This window comes from Streptomyces thermocarboxydovorans, assembly GCF_039524635.1.
GTDB lineage: Bacteria > Actinomycetota > Actinomycetes > Streptomycetales > Streptomycetaceae > Streptomyces > Streptomyces thermocarboxydovorans.
The window spans coordinates 22,403-38,101 of record NZ_BAAAGU010000004.1; the positions used below are offsets into that span (position 1 = coordinate 22,403).

General features: G+C 70.5%; 15 protein-coding genes and 2 pseudogenes. 8 read left to right on the forward strand and 9 right to left on the reverse strand.

The window, feature by feature from the left end; translation table 11 throughout:
• Positions 1–112: 112 nt before the first annotated feature.
• The 5 genes and pseudogenes from ABD198_RS02550 to ABD198_RS02570 all read left to right on the forward strand — a co-directional run.
• Positions 113–1,048 (forward strand): SPFH domain-containing protein, encoded by a 936-nt coding sequence (locus tag ABD198_RS02550; protein ID WP_343997627.1) that lies wholly within the window; start codon positions 113–115, stop codon positions 1,046–1,048.
• A complete protein-coding gene (locus ABD198_RS02555; RefSeq protein WP_343997628.1) occupies positions 1,045–1,317 on the forward strand; it encodes a type II toxin-antitoxin system antitoxin in 273 nt (90 codons plus the stop codon). Before ABD198_RS02550 ends, ABD198_RS02555 begins: the two co-directional genes overlap by 4 nt.
• Before the next feature lie 155 nt (positions 1,318–1,472).
• On the forward strand, positions 1,473–1,997 hold the full coding sequence (locus ABD198_RS02560; RefSeq protein ID WP_343997629.1) for a PadR family transcriptional regulator: 525 nt from the start codon (positions 1,473–1,475) through the stop codon (positions 1,995–1,997).
• Positions 1,994–2,686: an ABC transporter ATP-binding protein gene (locus tag ABD198_RS02565; RefSeq protein WP_343997630.1), complete on the forward strand. Its 693-nt coding sequence runs from the start codon at positions 1,994–1,996 to the stop codon at positions 2,684–2,686. Before ABD198_RS02560 ends, ABD198_RS02565 begins: the two co-directional genes overlap by 4 nt.
• A gap of 298 nt (positions 2,687–2,984) precedes the next feature.
• A pseudogene (locus ABD198_RS02570) lies at positions 2,985–3,764 on the forward strand (ABC transporter permease); the annotation flags it as partial.
• Positions 3,765–3,798: 34 nt separating this feature from the next.
• Here ABD198_RS02570 and ABD198_RS02575 read toward each other — a convergent pair.
• From ABD198_RS02575 to thyX, 3 genes are all read right to left on the reverse strand, one after another.
• Positions 3,799–3,972: a hypothetical protein gene (locus ABD198_RS02575; protein ID WP_343997631.1), complete on the reverse strand. Its 174-nt coding sequence runs from the start codon at positions 3,970–3,972 to the stop codon at positions 3,799–3,801.
• A 234-nt stretch (positions 3,973–4,206) separates the two neighbouring features.
• A complete protein-coding gene (locus ABD198_RS02580; RefSeq protein ID WP_343997632.1) occupies positions 4,207–5,166 on the reverse strand; it encodes a LysR substrate-binding domain-containing protein in 960 nt (319 codons plus the stop codon).
• 433 nt (positions 5,167–5,599) lie between these two features.
• Positions 5,600–6,157 carry an FAD-dependent thymidylate synthase gene (gene thyX, locus ABD198_RS02585; protein WP_343997633.1) on the reverse strand — a complete coding sequence of 186 codons (558 nt, stop codon included), beginning with the start codon at positions 6,155–6,157 and terminating at the stop codon, positions 5,600–5,602.
• Between the two features lie 203 nt (positions 6,158–6,360).
• Here thyX and ABD198_RS02590 point away from each other — a divergent pair, with 203 nt between their 5' ends.
• Positions 6,361–6,930: a peroxiredoxin gene (locus ABD198_RS02590; protein ID WP_343997634.1), complete on the forward strand. Its 570-nt coding sequence runs from the start codon at positions 6,361–6,363 to the stop codon at positions 6,928–6,930.
• A gap of 3 nt (positions 6,931–6,933) precedes the next feature.
• On the forward strand, positions 6,934–7,467 hold the full coding sequence (locus ABD198_RS02595; protein WP_343997635.1) for an alkyl hydroperoxide reductase: 534 nt from the start codon (positions 6,934–6,936) through the stop codon (positions 7,465–7,467).
• 115 nt (positions 7,468–7,582) lie between these two features.
• Here the strand turns inward: ABD198_RS02595 and ABD198_RS02600 are convergent, their stop codons facing one another.
• The 4 genes from ABD198_RS02600 to ABD198_RS02615 all read right to left on the reverse strand — a co-directional run bounded on the left by ABD198_RS02600 (position 7,583) and on the right by ABD198_RS02615 (position 12,729).
• Complete coding sequence (locus tag ABD198_RS02600; protein WP_343997636.1) at positions 7,583–8,959, reverse strand: AI-2E family transporter; 1,377 nt, start codon at positions 8,957–8,959, stop codon at positions 7,583–7,585.
• A gap of 135 nt (positions 8,960–9,094) precedes the next feature.
• Positions 9,095–9,796 carry an aggregation-promoting factor C-terminal-like domain-containing protein gene (locus ABD198_RS02605; RefSeq protein WP_343997637.1) on the reverse strand — a complete coding sequence of 234 codons (702 nt, stop codon included), beginning with the start codon at positions 9,794–9,796 and terminating at the stop codon, positions 9,095–9,097.
• A gap of 427 nt (positions 9,797–10,223) precedes the next feature.
• Entirely contained in the window at positions 10,224–11,549 is a 1,326-nt protein-coding gene (gene phoH2, locus ABD198_RS02610; RefSeq protein ID WP_343997638.1) for an RNA 5'-3' helicase PhoH2, read from the reverse strand.
• Positions 11,550–11,955: 406 nt separating this feature from the next.
• Positions 11,956–12,729 carry an isoprenyl transferase gene (locus ABD198_RS02615; protein WP_343997639.1) on the reverse strand — a complete coding sequence of 258 codons (774 nt, stop codon included), beginning with the start codon at positions 12,727–12,729 and terminating at the stop codon, positions 11,956–11,958.
• A gap of 1,041 nt (positions 12,730–13,770) precedes the next feature.
• Here ABD198_RS02615 and ABD198_RS02620 point away from each other — a divergent pair.
• Positions 13,771–14,133: pseudogene (locus tag ABD198_RS02620) on the forward strand (DUF192 domain-containing protein); the annotation flags it as partial.
• A 215-nt stretch (positions 14,134–14,348) separates the two neighbouring features.
• Here ABD198_RS02620 and ABD198_RS02625 read toward each other — a convergent pair.
• On the reverse strand, positions 14,349–14,885 hold the full coding sequence (locus ABD198_RS02625) for a hypothetical protein (RefSeq protein WP_343997640.1): 537 nt from the start codon (positions 14,883–14,885) through the stop codon (positions 14,349–14,351).
• On the reverse strand, positions 14,882–15,601 hold the full coding sequence (locus tag ABD198_RS02630; RefSeq protein ID WP_343997641.1) for an Imm52 family immunity protein: 720 nt from the start codon (positions 15,599–15,601) through the stop codon (positions 14,882–14,884). Before ABD198_RS02630 ends, ABD198_RS02625 begins: the two co-directional genes overlap by 4 nt.
• Between the last annotated feature and the right edge of the window lie 98 nt (positions 15,602–15,699).

The following is a 15,699-nucleotide window of genomic DNA, read 5'->3' on the forward strand; positions in this document are numbered from 1 at the left end:
CGCCCCAGAGGGGTTGAGGTTGCCGCACACGGGTAATGTGATATCACTTAGCAAGCGCTGAGATAGAGCGCCGAGGCAAGCAGAGTCAGCTGGACAGAACGAGGGGGACCCCATGGCCACGCAGGACATACAGGCCACCGCGGACGTGCCCGAGATGCCCGATCCGCGGGTGCGGGAGTTCGCGGCGCACAGCATCGGCGGAGGGCTGGCGCTGCTGCTCGGCCTGGCCGGAGTGCTGGGCGGCGCCGCGCTGCTCTTCTCCGCCACGGCGGTGACCGGGGCCGGAGCCAAGGCGGCGCTGATCGTCCCCGGCGTGCTCGTGGTGATCGCCTCGCTCCTCGCCATGGCCGGGCTGAACATGGTGGCGCCCGGCGAGGCGCGGGTGGTGCAGCTCTTCGGCCGGTACCGGGGCACGATCCGCCAGGACGGGCTGCGCTGGGTGAACCCCTTCACCACGCGCACCAAGATCTCCACGCGCGTCCGCAACCACGAGACCGCCGTGCTGAAGGTCAACGACGCCTACGGCAATCCGATCGAGCTGGCCGCGGTCGTGGTCTGGCGGGTGGAGGACACCGCGCAGGCCACCTTCGAGGTCGACGACTATGTCGAGTTCGTCTCCACCCAGACCGAGGCGGCCGTGCGGCACATCGCCATCGAGTACCCCTACGACGCCCACGACGAGGACGACCTGTCCCTGCGCGGCAACGCCGAGGAGATCACCGAGAAGCTCGCCGCCGAGCTGCACGCCCGGGTGGAGGCGGCCGGTGTGCAGATCATCGAGTCCCGCTTCACCCACCTCGCCTACGCACCCGAGATCGCCTCGGCGATGCTCCAGCGGCAGCAGGCCGGTGCGGTGGTGGCGGCCCGCAAGCAGATCGTGGAGGGCGCCGTGGGCATGGTGGAGACGGCGCTCAACCGGATCGCCGAGCACGACATCGTGGAGCTGGACCCCGAGCGGAAGGCGGCCATGGTGTCCAACCTGATGGTGGTGCTGTGCGGTGACCGCTCCGCGCAGCCGGTCGTCAACACCGGGACGCTCTACCAGTGACGGCCTCCGAGGAGGGTTCCTCGCCGCGCCGCCGGCCGCAGCGCAAGCAGGTGCTGCTGCGGCTGGACCCGGCGGTCTACGAGGCGCTGGCCCGCTGGGCCAACGACGAACTGCGGTCCGCCAACGCCCAGATCGAGTTCCTGCTCAGGCGGGCGCTGGCGGAGGCGGGCCGACTGCCGGGCAACGCGGGGCCCATCCCGCGCCGCGGCCGCCCGCCGGCTCAGCAGCCGCCCGCGCAACCGCCCGGCGACCAGCGGGAATCCCAGTAGCGAGCGAGCCGCAGCAGCCCTCGCGGCGGGGAGGCTGCGGCGCCCGGTTGCAGAACCGTGACATTCGCCTCCCACCTGCGCTCTCCCACCCGGCGCCACCGAGTACACACTCCGCGTATACATGCCGCGTATACACGGTGTGTACAGTGCTCGCCATGTCCATCGGTCACACCCTTCTGGGGCTCCTGGAGTCCGGCCCGCGCCACGGCTACGACCTGAAGCGGGCCTTCGACGAGAAGTTCGGTCACGACCGGCCGCTGCACTACGGCCAGGTCTACTCGACGATGTCCCGCCTGCTGAAGAACGGGCTGGTCGAGGTCGACGGCATCGAGGCCGGCGACGGCCCCGAGCGCAAGCGGTACGCCATCACCGCCGCCGGGGTCACCGATGTCGAGCGCTGGCTCGCCACACCGGAGAAGCCGGAACCGTATCTGCAGTCGACCCTCTACACCAAGGTCGTGCTCGCGCTGCTCACCAGCCGGGACGCGGCCGACATCCTCGACACGCAGCGCTCGGAGCATCTGCGCAGCATGCGGATCCTCACCGACCGCAAGCGCAAGGGCGACCTCGCGGACCAGCTGATCTGCGACCACGCGCTGTTCCACCTGGAGGCCGACCTGCGCTGGCTGGAGCTGACCGCGGCGCGCCTCGACAAGCTCCGGGAGGCGGTGACCCGATGAGCCCCGTCCCCGCCGGCAGCCTGCTCGCCGCCCAGGACCTGCGCAAGGCCTACGGCCCGACCACCGCCCTCGACGGCGCCGAGTTCTCCATCCACCCCGGTGAGGTCGTCGCCGTGATGGGCCCCTCCGGGTCGGGCAAGTCGACGCTGCTGCACTGCCTCGCCGGCATCGTCACCCCCGACTCCGGGTCGATCCTCTACAACGGGCGCGAGCTGACCACGATGAGCGACGCCGAGCGCAGCGCGCTGCGCCGCTCGGACTTCGGCTTCGTCTTCCAGTTCGGGCAGCTCGTCCCGGAGCTGACCTGCGTGGAGAACGTCGCCCTGCCGCTGCGGCTGAACGGCAGACCGCGCAAGGAGGCGGAGCGGGCCGCGCTGAGCTGGCTGGAACGGCTCGAGGTGGACGACGTCCGCAAGAAGCGGCCCGGCGAGGTCTCCGGCGGCCAGGGGCAGCGCGTCGCCGTCGCCCGGGCGCTGGTCACCGGCCCGCGGGTGCTGTTCGCCGACGAGCCGACCGGAGCGCTCGACTCGCTCAACGGCGAGCGGGTGATGGAGCTGCTCACCGATGCCGCCCGCTCCACCAACGCCGCCGTCGTGCTGGTCACGCACGAGGCGCGGGTGGCCGCCTACTCCGACCGCGAGATCGTCGTACGGGACGGCAAGTCGCGCGACATGGAGCGCGTCGTATGAGTGCCCGCGACTGGGCCCGGACCTGGCCATGGGCACCCGGTTCGCCTTCGCGGGCGGCCGGGAGGGCTGGGTCCGGGCCGTACTGACGGCCGTCGGCGTCGGACTGGGCGTGGCGCTGCTGCTGATCACCACGGCGGTCCCCAACGCGCTCGACGAACGGCACCGGCGCGAGGAGGCCCGCCTCGACTACACCTACGGCGAATCGGAGCTCAAGAAGGCCGACGACACACTGGTCATCGCCGACCTCGACACCGAGTTCCAGGGCCGGGACGTACGCGGCCGGCTGATGGAACCGGGGATGCCCTCCTGCCGGGACGGCGACGTCTTCAGGGTCTCGGGCGGCGAGTACGACACCGACACCCCGGCACTGAGCAAGCCCGGCCGGAAGCTGTACCTGGAGCCGTCCGCGGTGACCGGGACGAAGGCTCCGGACCTGGTCTGGACCGTCCCCGCGGGGCTGAAGCAGGCCGAGTCCGCCGAGGACCCGACCGGCATGCGGCGGGGCGGCTTCCTGATGACACCGGGCGCGCTGACCGAGGATGTCGCCAAGGCGCTCAGGCACGAGCTGTACATCGCGGTCGACCACTCGGTGCCGGACGCCCGTGAGTATGTGCGCAACACGGCGGCGCACCTCGATCCGCTGGCCGAGCCGATGAACTGGCAGGCCACCGAGCGCTCCGAGCGGTTCGACTCCATCCGCACGGGACTGTTCGTCGGGGCGGCGGCGGTGCTGGTGCTGATCGGGGCGAGCCTGCTGGTCTCCCAGCTGGAGCAGTTGCGCGAGCGGCGCAAGCTGCTGTCGTCCCTGGTGGCCTTCGGCACCCGGCGGCGCACCCTGAGCCTGTCGGTGCTGTGGCAGACGGCCATCCCGATCGGGCTGGGCCTGCTGCTCGCCTCGCTGGTGGGCATGACGCTGGGCGCGGTGCTGCTGCGGATGACGGCCACCGCGGTGCGGATCGACTGGGCGAGCGTGGCGTCGATGACGGGGATCGGCGCGGGCGTGGTGCTGGTGGTGACGCTGCTGAGCCTGCCGCCGCTGCTGCGCATGATGCGCCCGGACGGGCTGCGCACGGAGTAGCGTCCCGCGCGGTCGCACGTCACGGTGCGGGCCGCTACAGGTCGATCGCGAACACCGCGTCCTGCATCGCCATCATGCAGACGACCCGGAGCTGCACGGCTCCCGCGTAGCCGTGGGCGATCAGTCCTGCGGCGGGCCACTTGCCGGCGCCGGGTTCCCGCATCAGCTCGGCCGGCCCGGGACAGTCGCCGGTAGCCGTCCCGGTCAAGGAAATCCCGAGTACCGGACATCGCTCCCCTCGACATGCCGCACCGATCCCCGAACCGGGGCAGTACACGGCGATTTCACACAAACGCCTGATACGTCGCACTGAGGGGGTATGTCTATCAGTTCGGATTCCTGCTCAGGTGCGTGTCCGCGCAGTTGACGGAACCTGGACGAATGCACCGCCCAACCAGTCCCGGACGCACCCTTACCTGAGCAATTCGCACCCGCTTTCCGTTCAGTCCCGGGGGCCGAGCACCCGCACCGGCAGCTCGCGCATCGCCTCCCGCAGGGCCGCCGCCAGCTCCTCGTACTCCGCCGCACGAGCCGCGCCGGTGCGCATGGCGAGGGCGATGCGGCGGTTCGGGGCGGGGTCGGCGAAGTAGCCGGTGAGGAGCTGGCTGGAGCGGGTGGTCTCCACCTTGACGGCGGTGCGCGGCAGCAGCGTCACCCCGAGGCCGCCCGCGACCAGCTGCACCAGGGTGGACAGCCCGGCGGCGGCGGTGGTGGCCGGGACGTCCTCCCGTCCCGCCTCCCGGCAGATGTCCAGCGCCTGGTCGCGCAGGCAGTGCCCCTCGTCCAGCAGCAGCAGGTTCAGCTCGCGCAACGCCTCCCGCGGGATGCCCTCGCGCCCGCCGAGCCAGTGGTCCAGCGGGGTCACCAGCACGAAGTCCTCGTCGAACAGCGGCAGTTCGGTCACTCCCGGCACGCCGAGCGGCACCGCGAGCAGCAGCAGGTCGAGCCGGCCGCTGGTGAGGCCGTGGAGGAGGCTGGCGGTCTGCTCCTCGTGCACCTGGAGGTCGAGGTGCGGATAGCGTTCGTGGACCAGCCGCAGCACCGTGGGCAGCAGATACGGCGCGACCGTGGGGATGACACCGAGCCGCAGCGCGCCGGTGAACGGGGCGCGCACCGCCTCGGCCTCTTCCATGAGGGCGCCCACCTCCTCCAGCACCGCCTTGGCCCGCACGGCCAGCCGCTCACCGGCCGGCGAGAGCAGCACCCGGCGCGTCGTACGCTCGAGGAGCTTCACACCGAGTGTCTCCTCCAGGGCGGAGACGGCACCGGACAGCGCCGGCTGGCTCATGCCTATGGCCGCGGCGGCGTCCCGGAAGTGCAGGTGCTCCGCCACCGCCGCGAACGCCCTCAGCTGCGCCAGGCTCGGCTGCCTGCGCCTGTGACCCGCGTTACCCACTGTCACTGATAGCTACCTCCGATCAACCCGACCGAGTGTAGCTATTCAGTAATCAATGCATGCTGTGCCAGCATCGGCACAGTCCAACCCAAGGGAGACTTCCGCGATCCGGATGTCTCTGCGCTGCAAGGAGAGCGTGTGCTCACTGTCGGTGACAAGTTCCCCGTTCATCGTCCGTGACGACTTCGAGCGGATGCTGAAGGATCTTGAACGGCCTGGCGGTCGAGGGCGGCGTCGACCTGTCGACGTCGGGTCGGGGCATGTTCGTCATGCAGGCCACCGTGGGCAACATGGAGATCGGCAACACGCGCCGCCGTGTGACCCGCACGAACCGGCGCACCGAACACCAGCGGCCGCGTCTCTCGCCGTTGGCCACCCCTGCACGTCCCAGGGACGGACCAGAGACTGGTCCAACAGGCACAGCCGGGGCGGTCGGATGTCAACAGATCAGCTTTGGGACCGGGCAACCGCCCTCGTCCCTCGGACGATCGCGGCCGTAGGCGAAGTCAGCTGTCGACGTCCGCGCAGATGGCGTAGGCGTCGAAGAAGCGCTGGCCATTCTCGTTGTTCTTGACAAGCCCACCTCGCGCTGAGGGTTCGAGACGAAGGCGGCGTCCTCGCGGTAGGCGCGGAGGCTGAGGAAGTTCATCAGGCCACGAGGGTTCATCGTGACGTACATCGAGCTGTAGATGCCGACCGGCAGGGCCGCGCGGGCGATTTCGCGAGCTATGCCGGCGGCGAGCATCTGCTCGTACGCCTTGAAGGCGGTCTGGTAGGCGGTGACGAGCGCGCCGTCCACGACGCCGAGCTGTTCGGCTGTGCCGGGTTCGAAGCGGTAGGCGCCGGGCTTGCCGACTTGGACGAGGTTGCGGTCGACGGCCGGAAGGTGGAAGGAGGGCCGCAGCTCGCGGTACCGGGCGGACTCCTCGTTGTACGAGGCGATGCGGTGACGCTGCCACTCGCGGAAGACGGAGATCGGGGTGTTACATGAGCCCAAGGGCCCAGCAGATCGCTTACATCGTGACCGTGCTCGCCCAGGGCCTGGCCTTGCTGATCGCCATCCTCACCGAACAGCAATGCGTTCGCCGATTATCGGACGCACCTATCAATCAGCCTGGATCTTCCTATTTCTCCCTATAGATCGCCCTGTGCCATGGTGGCGCCGCTGTCCAACCCGAAAGTTCTATGCGGAGGTACTCTGTGCTCACCGTTGGTGACCAGTTCCCCGAGTTCGACCTCATGGCTTGCGTCTCCCTGGAGAAGGGCAAGGAGTTCGAGCGCATCGACGCTGAGTGGCTCAAGCTCAACCGGGAAAAGAAGGGTTGGTTGGTGGTCTTCGCCTGGCCCAAGGACTTCACCTTCGTGTGCCCGACCGAGATCGCGGCGTTCGGCAAGCTGAACGACGAGTTCGCCGACCGCGACGCCCAGATCCTCGGCTTCTCCGGTGACTCGGAGTTCGTCCACCACGCCTGGCGCAAGGACCACGACGACCTGCGCGACCTGCCGTTCCCGATGATGGCCGACCCCAAGCACGAGCTGATGCGGGACCTCGGCATCGAGGGCGAGGACGGCTACGCCAAGCGCGCGGTGTTCATCGTGGACCCGAACAACGAGATCCAGTTCTCCATGGTGACCGCGGGCTCCGTCGGCCGGAACCCGAAGGAGGTCCTGCGGGTGCTGGACGCGCTGCAGACCGACGAGCTGTGCCCGTGCAACTGGAACAAGGGCGACGAGACCCTGGACCCGGTCAAGCTCCTGGCTGGTGAGTGAGGCATGTCCCTCGATTCCCTGAAGGCCCGGATACCGGACTACGCCAAGGACCTGAAGCTCAACCTGGGTTCGGTCATCGGCAACTCCGACCTGCCGGCCCAGCAGCTGTGGGGCACGGTGCTGTCGACGGCCATCGCCTCGCGCTCGCCCATCATGCTGCGCGAGCTGGAGCCGGAGGCGAAGGCGAACCTGTCGCCGGAGGCGTACCAGGCGGCCAAGGCCGCCGCCGCGGTGATGGCGATGAACAACGTCTTCTACCGCACCCGCCACCTGCTGTCGGACCACGAGTACGGCAACCTGCGCGCCGGACTGCGGATGAACGTGATCGGCAACCCGGGTGTCGACAAGGTCGACTTCGAGTACTGGTCCTTCGCGGTCTCCGCCATCAACGGCTGCGGCATGTGCCTCGACTCCCACGAGCAGGTGCTCCGCAAGGCCGGCCTGGAGCGCGAGGTCATCCAGGAGGCGTTCAAGATCGCCGCGGTGATCCAGGCGGTCGCCGCGACCCTGGACGCCGAGGCCGCCCTCGCGGAGTAACTCCGCGAACACCTCGCAGATTCGAGGGACCCGTCCACCACACCGGTGGGCGGGCCCCTCGCCTTCGTACACAACCTCCGGGGCGACCAAGGCCTCCGTGCGCCGCTCGGGCGTTCTACGGCTGCTCTCGTGGCTCCGGCGGTTCGCCGCCCTGGCCGCCGCGCTCCCCGGGCGGCGGCTGGGCCCCGGGTGGGAGGGATGTCGCCTCCGACAGGGCGGTCGCGCCGTGGGGCTTTGGGGAGTGGGTCACGTCGGCCTCGGCCGAGTGGGCGCGGAGGTAGCCGACGACCGTGTTGGTCACCGCGACGAGCGGGACGGCGACGACCGCGCCGCCGATGCCGGCGACCATGCCGCCCGTGGCGACCGCCAGGACCACCGCCAGTGGGTGCACCCGCACCGCGCGGCCCAGGATGAAAGGCTGGAGGACGTGGCCCTCGATCTGCTGGACCGCCAGCACCACGGCGAGCGTCATCACGCCGGTGAACACGCCCTGGGTGACCAGCGCGACGACCACGGCCAGCGCGCCGGAGACCACCGCACCGACCAGCGGGATGAAGGAGAACAGGAAGATGAAGACGGCGAGCGGCACCGCCATCGGCACGTCGAGGAAGTAGATGCCGATGCCGATGAAGATGGCGTCGATCAGCGCCACGATCACCGTGCCGCGCACATACGCCGTGAGCGTGCGCCAGGCGGCCGGACCGGCGCCGGCGACGCCGGGGCGGGCGGCGGCGGGCACCAGCTTGAGCGCCCACTGCCAGATGCGCTTGCCGTCGTAGAGCAGGAAGAGGGTGGAGAAGGCCGCCAGCAGGATGCCGGTGAGCGCCTCCACGACGACCGTGACGCCCTCCAGGCCGGCCGAGGTGATCTGCTCGGTGTTGGCGCCGACCGCCTCGCGCAGGTTCTTGGCGATCTCGTTGATCTGCTTGTCGGTGACGTGGAAGGGGCTGTTGAGCAGCCAGTTGCGCAGCTCGTCGATGCCGTCCTGGATCTGGTCGGAGAGGTTGTCGATGTTCTCCATGACCTGCCAGGTCACGAACCAGCCGATGAGGCCCATGACGACGAAGCCGAACAGCGCCGTCAGTGCCGTGGCCGGGCCGCGCGGCACCCCGATGCGCCGAAGCCGGGCGACCGTCGGCTGGAGCAGGGCCGTGATCAGCAGCGCGGCGACGAACGCCAGGACGACGAGCTGGACGGCGCTGATGACGCGCATCAGCACCCAGAGCGTGCCCGCCAGCACCAGCAGCCGCCAGCCGGCCTCGGCCGCGACCCGCACGCCCCACGGCACGGCCTGGGCGGGATCCGGCCGGGGCCGGACGGCGGGCGCGTAGTCGGGCGGCGGCGGCACGGACGGCGTGCCCGCGGCGGACTCCCCGCCCGCCGGGCCCACCAGCTCGCCGCGCTCGACCTCGGCCCGGCGCTGCTCCAGCCGCTTCCCGGCCTCGGACAGCCGGGTTCCGATCCGGTTCAGCCACCCTGGCACTCGCGACATGCTCCGTCCCTTTCCCCCGTCTCGCCCCGCCACTCCCCGGAGTCGTCGGTCAGACCGTACATGGCGAAAGCCCCGCACCGTGGAACGGCGAGGGGCTGTGCCGAGGCGATTGGGCCCTGGTGGGGCGGACGAGCTCTAGTACCAGTGGTTGGCCTGCCAGAAGGACCAGGCCTCGCAGGGGCTGCCGTAGCGCTCGTTCATGTAGTTCAGGCCCCACTTGATCTGGGTGGCCGGGTTGGTCTGCCAGTCGGAGCCGGCAGAGGCCATCTTGGAGCCCGGCAGGGCCTGGAAGAGGCCGTAGGCGCCCGAGGAGGGGTTGACGGCCTTGTAGTTCCAGCTGGACTCGTGGTCCACGATGTTGCTGAAGCACTGGAACTGACCGGCCGGCACCATCTGGCGCGCCATCGCCTGGATCTGGGCGACGGTGTAGGTGCTCTGTACGGCGAAGTCGGACGCTTCCTTGGAGCGGCTGGCGGCCTCCTGCTCCTTCTTCCGCTCCTCGGCCTCCTTGGCGGCCTTGGCAGCCTTCTCGGCGGCCTCCTTCTTGGCGACCGCGGTCTCGGCGGCTGCCTTGCGGGCGGCCTCCTCGGCTTCCTTCTTCGCGCTCGTGTCCGCTGCAATGGCCATGGTTTCGGCCTGCTGCGTCAGGGACGCGGTCTGCACCTCGGCCTGCTGGCCCGCGGGGATGTCCGCGAGCAGCGTCGTGGCACCAGTTGCCGTCGCATCGGCGTCGTTGTTCTGCGCGGTGCTGCCCGAGGCAACACCGACGACGCTTCCGACAGCGGTGACCGCCGTGGCCGAGGCCACTGCGAATCCCCGGACCGAGATCCGGCTCACACGGTTTCCTTCCAGCATCGCCCGCTTCGGTGACCCTCGCGGACGCAATCGTGCCCCTGGCACTGGCCTCCCCAACTGCGGGTCACGGGAGGCACGGGCCCGGTGGGCAACTCCCCGAGGGGAGTGCCGCGTGGTGCTCGGGCGGCATACGACGACGCTATGCAGTTGAAGCTGTGTCTTCTGTTGTGCCGTACCGCTGGGGGTACGGCCGTGTCGTATGCGGGGCCTGACAGGAGTGAGACTTTGCCGTAACCAGACGGCGCAAGGCAATTCCGCGTTGCGTGTGAAAGCTCACATGCCGTTTGGGCCAGGGGATTTCCGGAAAGCGGCACACGCGCCGACGCCGCCCGGCTAGGCTCTACGCCTTTCCGGACGGCGCCAACTACCGCGTAACCGCACCTTGTTGGTACGGGTCAGGAGATGCGGGTCAGACCTTCCCGTCCTCCAGCATTTCGGTCACAAGGGCCGCGATCTGGGACCTCTCGGAACGGGTCAGGGTCACATGGGCGAAAAGCGGATGCCCCTTGAGTTTCTCGACAACCGCGACAACGCCGTCGTACCGGCCGACCCGGAGATTGTCCCGCTGGGCGACGTCGTGGGTGAGCACCACCCGTGAGTTGGCCCCGATCCGGGACAGCACGGTCAGCAGAACGTTTCGCTCCAGCGACTGGGCCTCGTCCACGATCACGAAGGCGTCGTGCAGCGAGCGGCCCCGGATGTGCGTCAGCGGCAGCACCTCCAGCATGCCGCGCGAGGTGACCTCCTCGATGACCTCCCGGCTGGTGACCGCCGAGAGCGTGTCGAAGACGGCCTGCGCCCAGGGGCTCATCTTCTCGGCCTCGGTGCCGGGCAGATAGCCCAGCTCCTGCCCGCCCACCGCGTACAGCGGGCGGAAGACCATCACCTTCTGGTGCTGACGGCGCTCCAGGACCGCCTCCAGGCCCGCGCACAGCGCCAGCGCCGATTTGCCGGTGCCGGCCCGGCCGCCCATGGACACGATGCCGACGTCCGGGTCGAGCAGCAGGTCGAGCGCGATCCGCTGCTCGGCGCTGCGGCCCTTGATGCCGAAGGCGTCCCGGTCGCCGCGCACCAGGCGGACATTGCCCTCGGCGGTGACCCGGCCGAGCGCCTTGCCGCGCTCGGAGTGGATCCTCAGCCCGGTGTGCACGGGCAGGTCGGCGACCTCCGGCACATAGACGTGCCCCTCCTCGAAGAGGATGTCCACCTGCTCACCGGGCAGGGTCACTTCGGACATTCCGGTCCAGCCGGAGGTGTCCGTGATGGCGAGCTCCGCCCGGTACTCCTCGGCGACGAGCCCCACGGAGGACGCCTTGATCCGCAGCGGGAGGTCCTTCGACACGACCGTGACGTCGTACCCCTCGGCCTGCAGATTGCGGGCGACGGCGAGGATGCGGGAGTCGTTGTCCCCCAGCCGGTAGCCGCTGGGCAGCACGCTGGGGTCCGAGTGGTTGAGCTCGACACGCACGGTCCCGCCGAGGTCCCCCATCGGGATGGGGGTGTCCAGCCGGCCGTGCCGCACCCGGTAGTCGTCGAGCAGGCGCAGGGCCTGCCGGGCGAAGTAGCCGAGTTCGGGATGGTGCCGCTTGGCCTCCAGCTCCGTCACCACGACGACCGGGAGCACGACCTCGTGCTCGTCGAAGCGGGTCAGGGCGTTGGGGTCGGCCAGCAGGACGCTGGTGTCGAGAACATAGGTGCGCCGGTCTGGCTTGTGGCGCTGTGCGCTGGTCACCACGGAAGGACGTACCCCCTCGGATGAGGTCGGGGAGCGACGGAGCGGAGGCCGGGCCGGGAGGGAGCCGAGGTCCAGGCCGGTTGCCGGCCGCCCCGCACCAGCGGTGGCCGGGAACCGGCCCTCCGCTGCTTCTTCCGTGCCGTGACCGCACGGTCGGGCTGGTGCAAAAGGGCCTCCCGGGCGGACGGCACCCGCGCCGCCCGCTGAGATCCGACACCCGTGGTTCGGGTGTCGACCTGTCTGGCTTATGCCCTCGAACAAGCGCTGCCATGCAACGCCGCGTCATGGCGCGCCGGTGAACTCCGGGTGAGGTACGGGGGCGGTGCCGGGGCCGTTGCGCCGGTCGGTGCCCCGGGAGTGCGCCGCAAGTGCGCCGGTCAGCGCCCCGCGAGGCGGAAATCCCGTGTCAACCGCCGTAACGCCGGTGGCGGGCCGCGTAGTCGCGCAGGGCGCGCAGGAAGTCCACCTTGCGGAAGGCCGGCCAGAAGACCTCGCAGAAGTAGTACTCCGAATGGGCGGTCTGCCAGAGCATGAATCCGGACAGCCGCTGCTCGCCGCTGGTGCGGATGACCAGGTCGGGGTCGGGCTGCTCGCGGGTGTAGAGGTGACGTCCGATCATGTCGATGTCGACGGCCTCGGCGAGCTCCTCCATCGACATGCCCTTCGCATGGGCGTCCAGCAGCATGGACCGCACGGCGTCGGCGATCTCCTGCCGTCCGCCGTAGCCGATGGCGACATTGACCGTTATGCCGTCGACGTGGGCGGTCGCCGCCTCGGCCTCCTTGAGGGTGCGCTGCATCCCGGCGGGCAGCAGGTCCAGCGCGCCGACGTGGTGGACCCGCCAGCGCCCGTCGGCGGCGAGGGAGCGCACCACGTCCTCGATGATGCCGAGGAGCGGGACCAGCTCCTCCTTTGGCCGGTCGAAGTTGTCCGTCGACAGCAGCCACAGGGTGACGACCTCGACGTCCGTCTCACTGCACCAGCCGAGGAACTCCTCGATCTTGTCCGCGCCGGCCCGGTGGCCCTGCGCGGTGGTGGACCCGGCCGCCTTCGCCCAGCGTCGGTTGCCGTCCATGATGACGCCGATGTGCTTGGGCACCTGAGCGTGGTCCAGGTGGCCTTCCACCCGGCGCGCGTACAGCCTGACCAGCAGGCCGCGCAGCTTGTCGCGCAGGTTCACGTGATCGTCAGCCCCTCCGTACGGATCGGACAGGCGTGGCCCCGGCCGCGCTGCGCGGCCTGCGACCCGGTGCGGGTGCGGTCGGACCCTGTCCGTATGGCGGTCCCCGGAGCGGAAGCCTACCCCCGGGAATGCCGGGGTCCCCAACCTCCGGGGTAGGGGCGAATGTCAGGGCTGCGGGGGCTGCCGGGGTATTGCGCCGGTACGCGGCCCGCCGGGCGGTCCGGGGGTGTCCGGAGTCACGGGAGGCGGATCCGGGAGGCTGATCCAGGGGGAGAGCGCCGGGCGCGCGCCGGCGGACGCGCCCAGAGGCGAGAAGCGGCCCCGGCCCGGCGGGAGCGGAAGCGGAGGCCGGGGGGAAGAAAAACGGGCCGGTCCGTGGGGGGGAGACGGACCGGCCCGAGGGGGGGGTTCCACCATAACCCTTCGTAAGGGATGCCGTGCACATTGACGCTGTATAACTACGCTCCGAAATCGACCGGCGACGCCGCGATGCCCTCGGAGGGCGTCGTTCATCACCTTTCCCTGGCCGAAATCAGCCGGAAAACAGCGGAAAACCGGGTGTTGAGGGGGTGCCGTGAAGGAAGTGACGGTGTGAGGCACCTATCGCGACAACTCTTCCGGCCGTCCCCCCGATGGGTGACCCGGGCGCCGCGCATGCGCTTGACTCGGGCGAGCACCGCGCAACTCGACTGCGCGGTACCACCTCCCGCGCAGCTTTGCTGACGCGAATTTCCTTGGTCTGAACCTACGGGAACGAGGGTCGCGAAGGCGAGCCGGGAACCATAACGATTCGAAACTCCTGGGACTCCTGGGACTCCTGGGACTCCTGGGACTCCTGGGGCGACTGGTTCGTATGGTGCATGTGGCACCCATGTGGCACACATGGGCGCCACATGGGATCAGAGTGGCCGGACACGGAGCGTTGCGGGGCGAAAACGGGCGCCGGCGGGAGGAGTTGAGCGGGAACGGTTGCGTCGGGAGGCTGAGGCGGCAGGGTAGGGCCTTGTCGTTCACAGGGTTGCGGTGGAGGAGGGTGCCGTGGGGCGCTGGCGGGACGGGTTCGGCGTGCTGGTCGTGAAGCCGGAGGGCGGTGAGGCGCGGCGGGTCCCGCTGGAGATCGCCTCCTCCTACCGGGCGCGGACCAAGGGGCTGCTGGGCCGGGACGCGGTGGAGGGGGCCCTGCTGCTGACTCCGGCCAACAGCGTGCACACCTTCCGGATGCGGATCCCGATCGACGTCGCCTATCTCGACCGGCGGCTCCGGGTGATCGCCGTGCGGACGATGCGGCCCGGGCGGCTGGGCCTGCCGAGGGTGCGGGCGCGGCATGTCCTGGAGGCGGAGGCCGGGGCGATGGCGGGCTGGGGACTGACCGCGGGCGCTCAGGTGGAGGTCGACACGGAGTCCGGCGGGGCTTCCGGACCCACGGGCGCGGCCCGCAGCGCCGGGGCCTCGGGGTCGTCGGACTCCTCCGGGTCGTCGGACTCCTCCGGGTCGTCAGGCTCCTCCGCGTCGCCAGACTCCTCCGCGTCGTGAGGCTCCTCCGGATCCGACTAGGGCGGGCCCGGTGCTCGGCTCACGGCGCCGAAGGGTCGGGGCGTTCGGGGCGTTCGGGGAGTTCAGGGGAGTTCCTCGACCGGATGCGTGGTGACCAGGGCCGTCAGGACCATGGGGGCGTCGCCGTCCGGCTGGTTGAGGGAGAGGGACAGCCAGCGGGGAACGTCGTCGGAGGCTGCGGGCGGGTGCAGCGGGCCCCAGACGCTCAGGTCGCCGAAGTAGTCCATCGCGGCGAGGGTCCCGAACGGTTCCGGCAGCGGCGGGTGCGGGTCTGGGCCGGTGCGGGTCAGGAAGAGGGGCACGCGCATGGACACGGTGCGGTGCGGGCCCCAGCGGTCGTCCAGTACCGCCGTCAGGCCGGTCAGATGGGACTCGGCCTGCTCCTCGGCCGCGCTCCAGTCCGCGCCGTACACGCCGGACAGCCAAGGGCCCTGCCAGAGCGGGAGGAGCCGGAAGCCCTCGCCCCGGGTGCCCGCCCACTCCCCCGTCGCCGGGTCGCTCTCCGGGGTGACCGGGCCGGAGGCGGGGACGGGGGCGGACAGGGCGGCGTCGAGAGCCTCGAGGGCCGCCTGCAGATCGAACGGTTGGCCGGTGGTCACAGGGTGGGCCTGTCCATGGGCTGGGGCAGGGGGTCCAGGGCGCCGGCCGCCTTCAGCGCGTTGAAGGCGCTGACGACCGGTGCGGTGTCGCCGGGCTGGGCGATCGTCAGGAGGGCTCCGCCCTCCGGCTCGCTCAGCCGGCGGGTCGCGTCCGCCAGGCCGTCGGGGATCCGGCTCGCCCGCACCGGGGACAGGTAGCCCACCCAGCCCACCGACGGTGTGCCGATCTTGAAGCCCGCCTCCTTCTTCAGCGCCGCCGTCACGGCGCGGTCGCTCACGTCGCCGTAGTCGGGGTGCCAGGTCTCGGCGACGGCGGTGAGGAGCTCGGCGTCGGGCAGACGGGCCTCGTCGGGGGCGACGATGGTGGCCACCAGGGACTGGAGCAGGTACTGAGGGGTGCCGCCGGCCAGGGCGGCGATCTCCAGCTTCCAGCCGGGCGAGACATCGCCGGCGAGCAGCCGCAGCGACGTGCCGTCGGCGGCGGACCAGTCGTCGGCGGCCTGGGCCGCGCGGAGGGCTTCGAGGAGGGACTTCTCGTCGGGGCGGACGGGCGTGGAGTCGGCGGTCAGCCAGGTCCATGTGCCGTCGTCCGACGTCTTGTGCACCGCGTCCGGAAGCAGCTCGGCGAAGCGCGTCAGCGTCGTGCTCCAGCGCGCGGCCAGTGCCTGCGCCGGCTCCTGCCGGGGGCCCCAGAAGCCCCGCACCACTCGTCGCATCTCGGTACTGCCCCTTCCTCGTGCTCGCAGGAAGTCTGTCGTGGCGGCCCGTACATCACCGCGTCACCACGTGACCACGTCACCACTTCATTACGTCA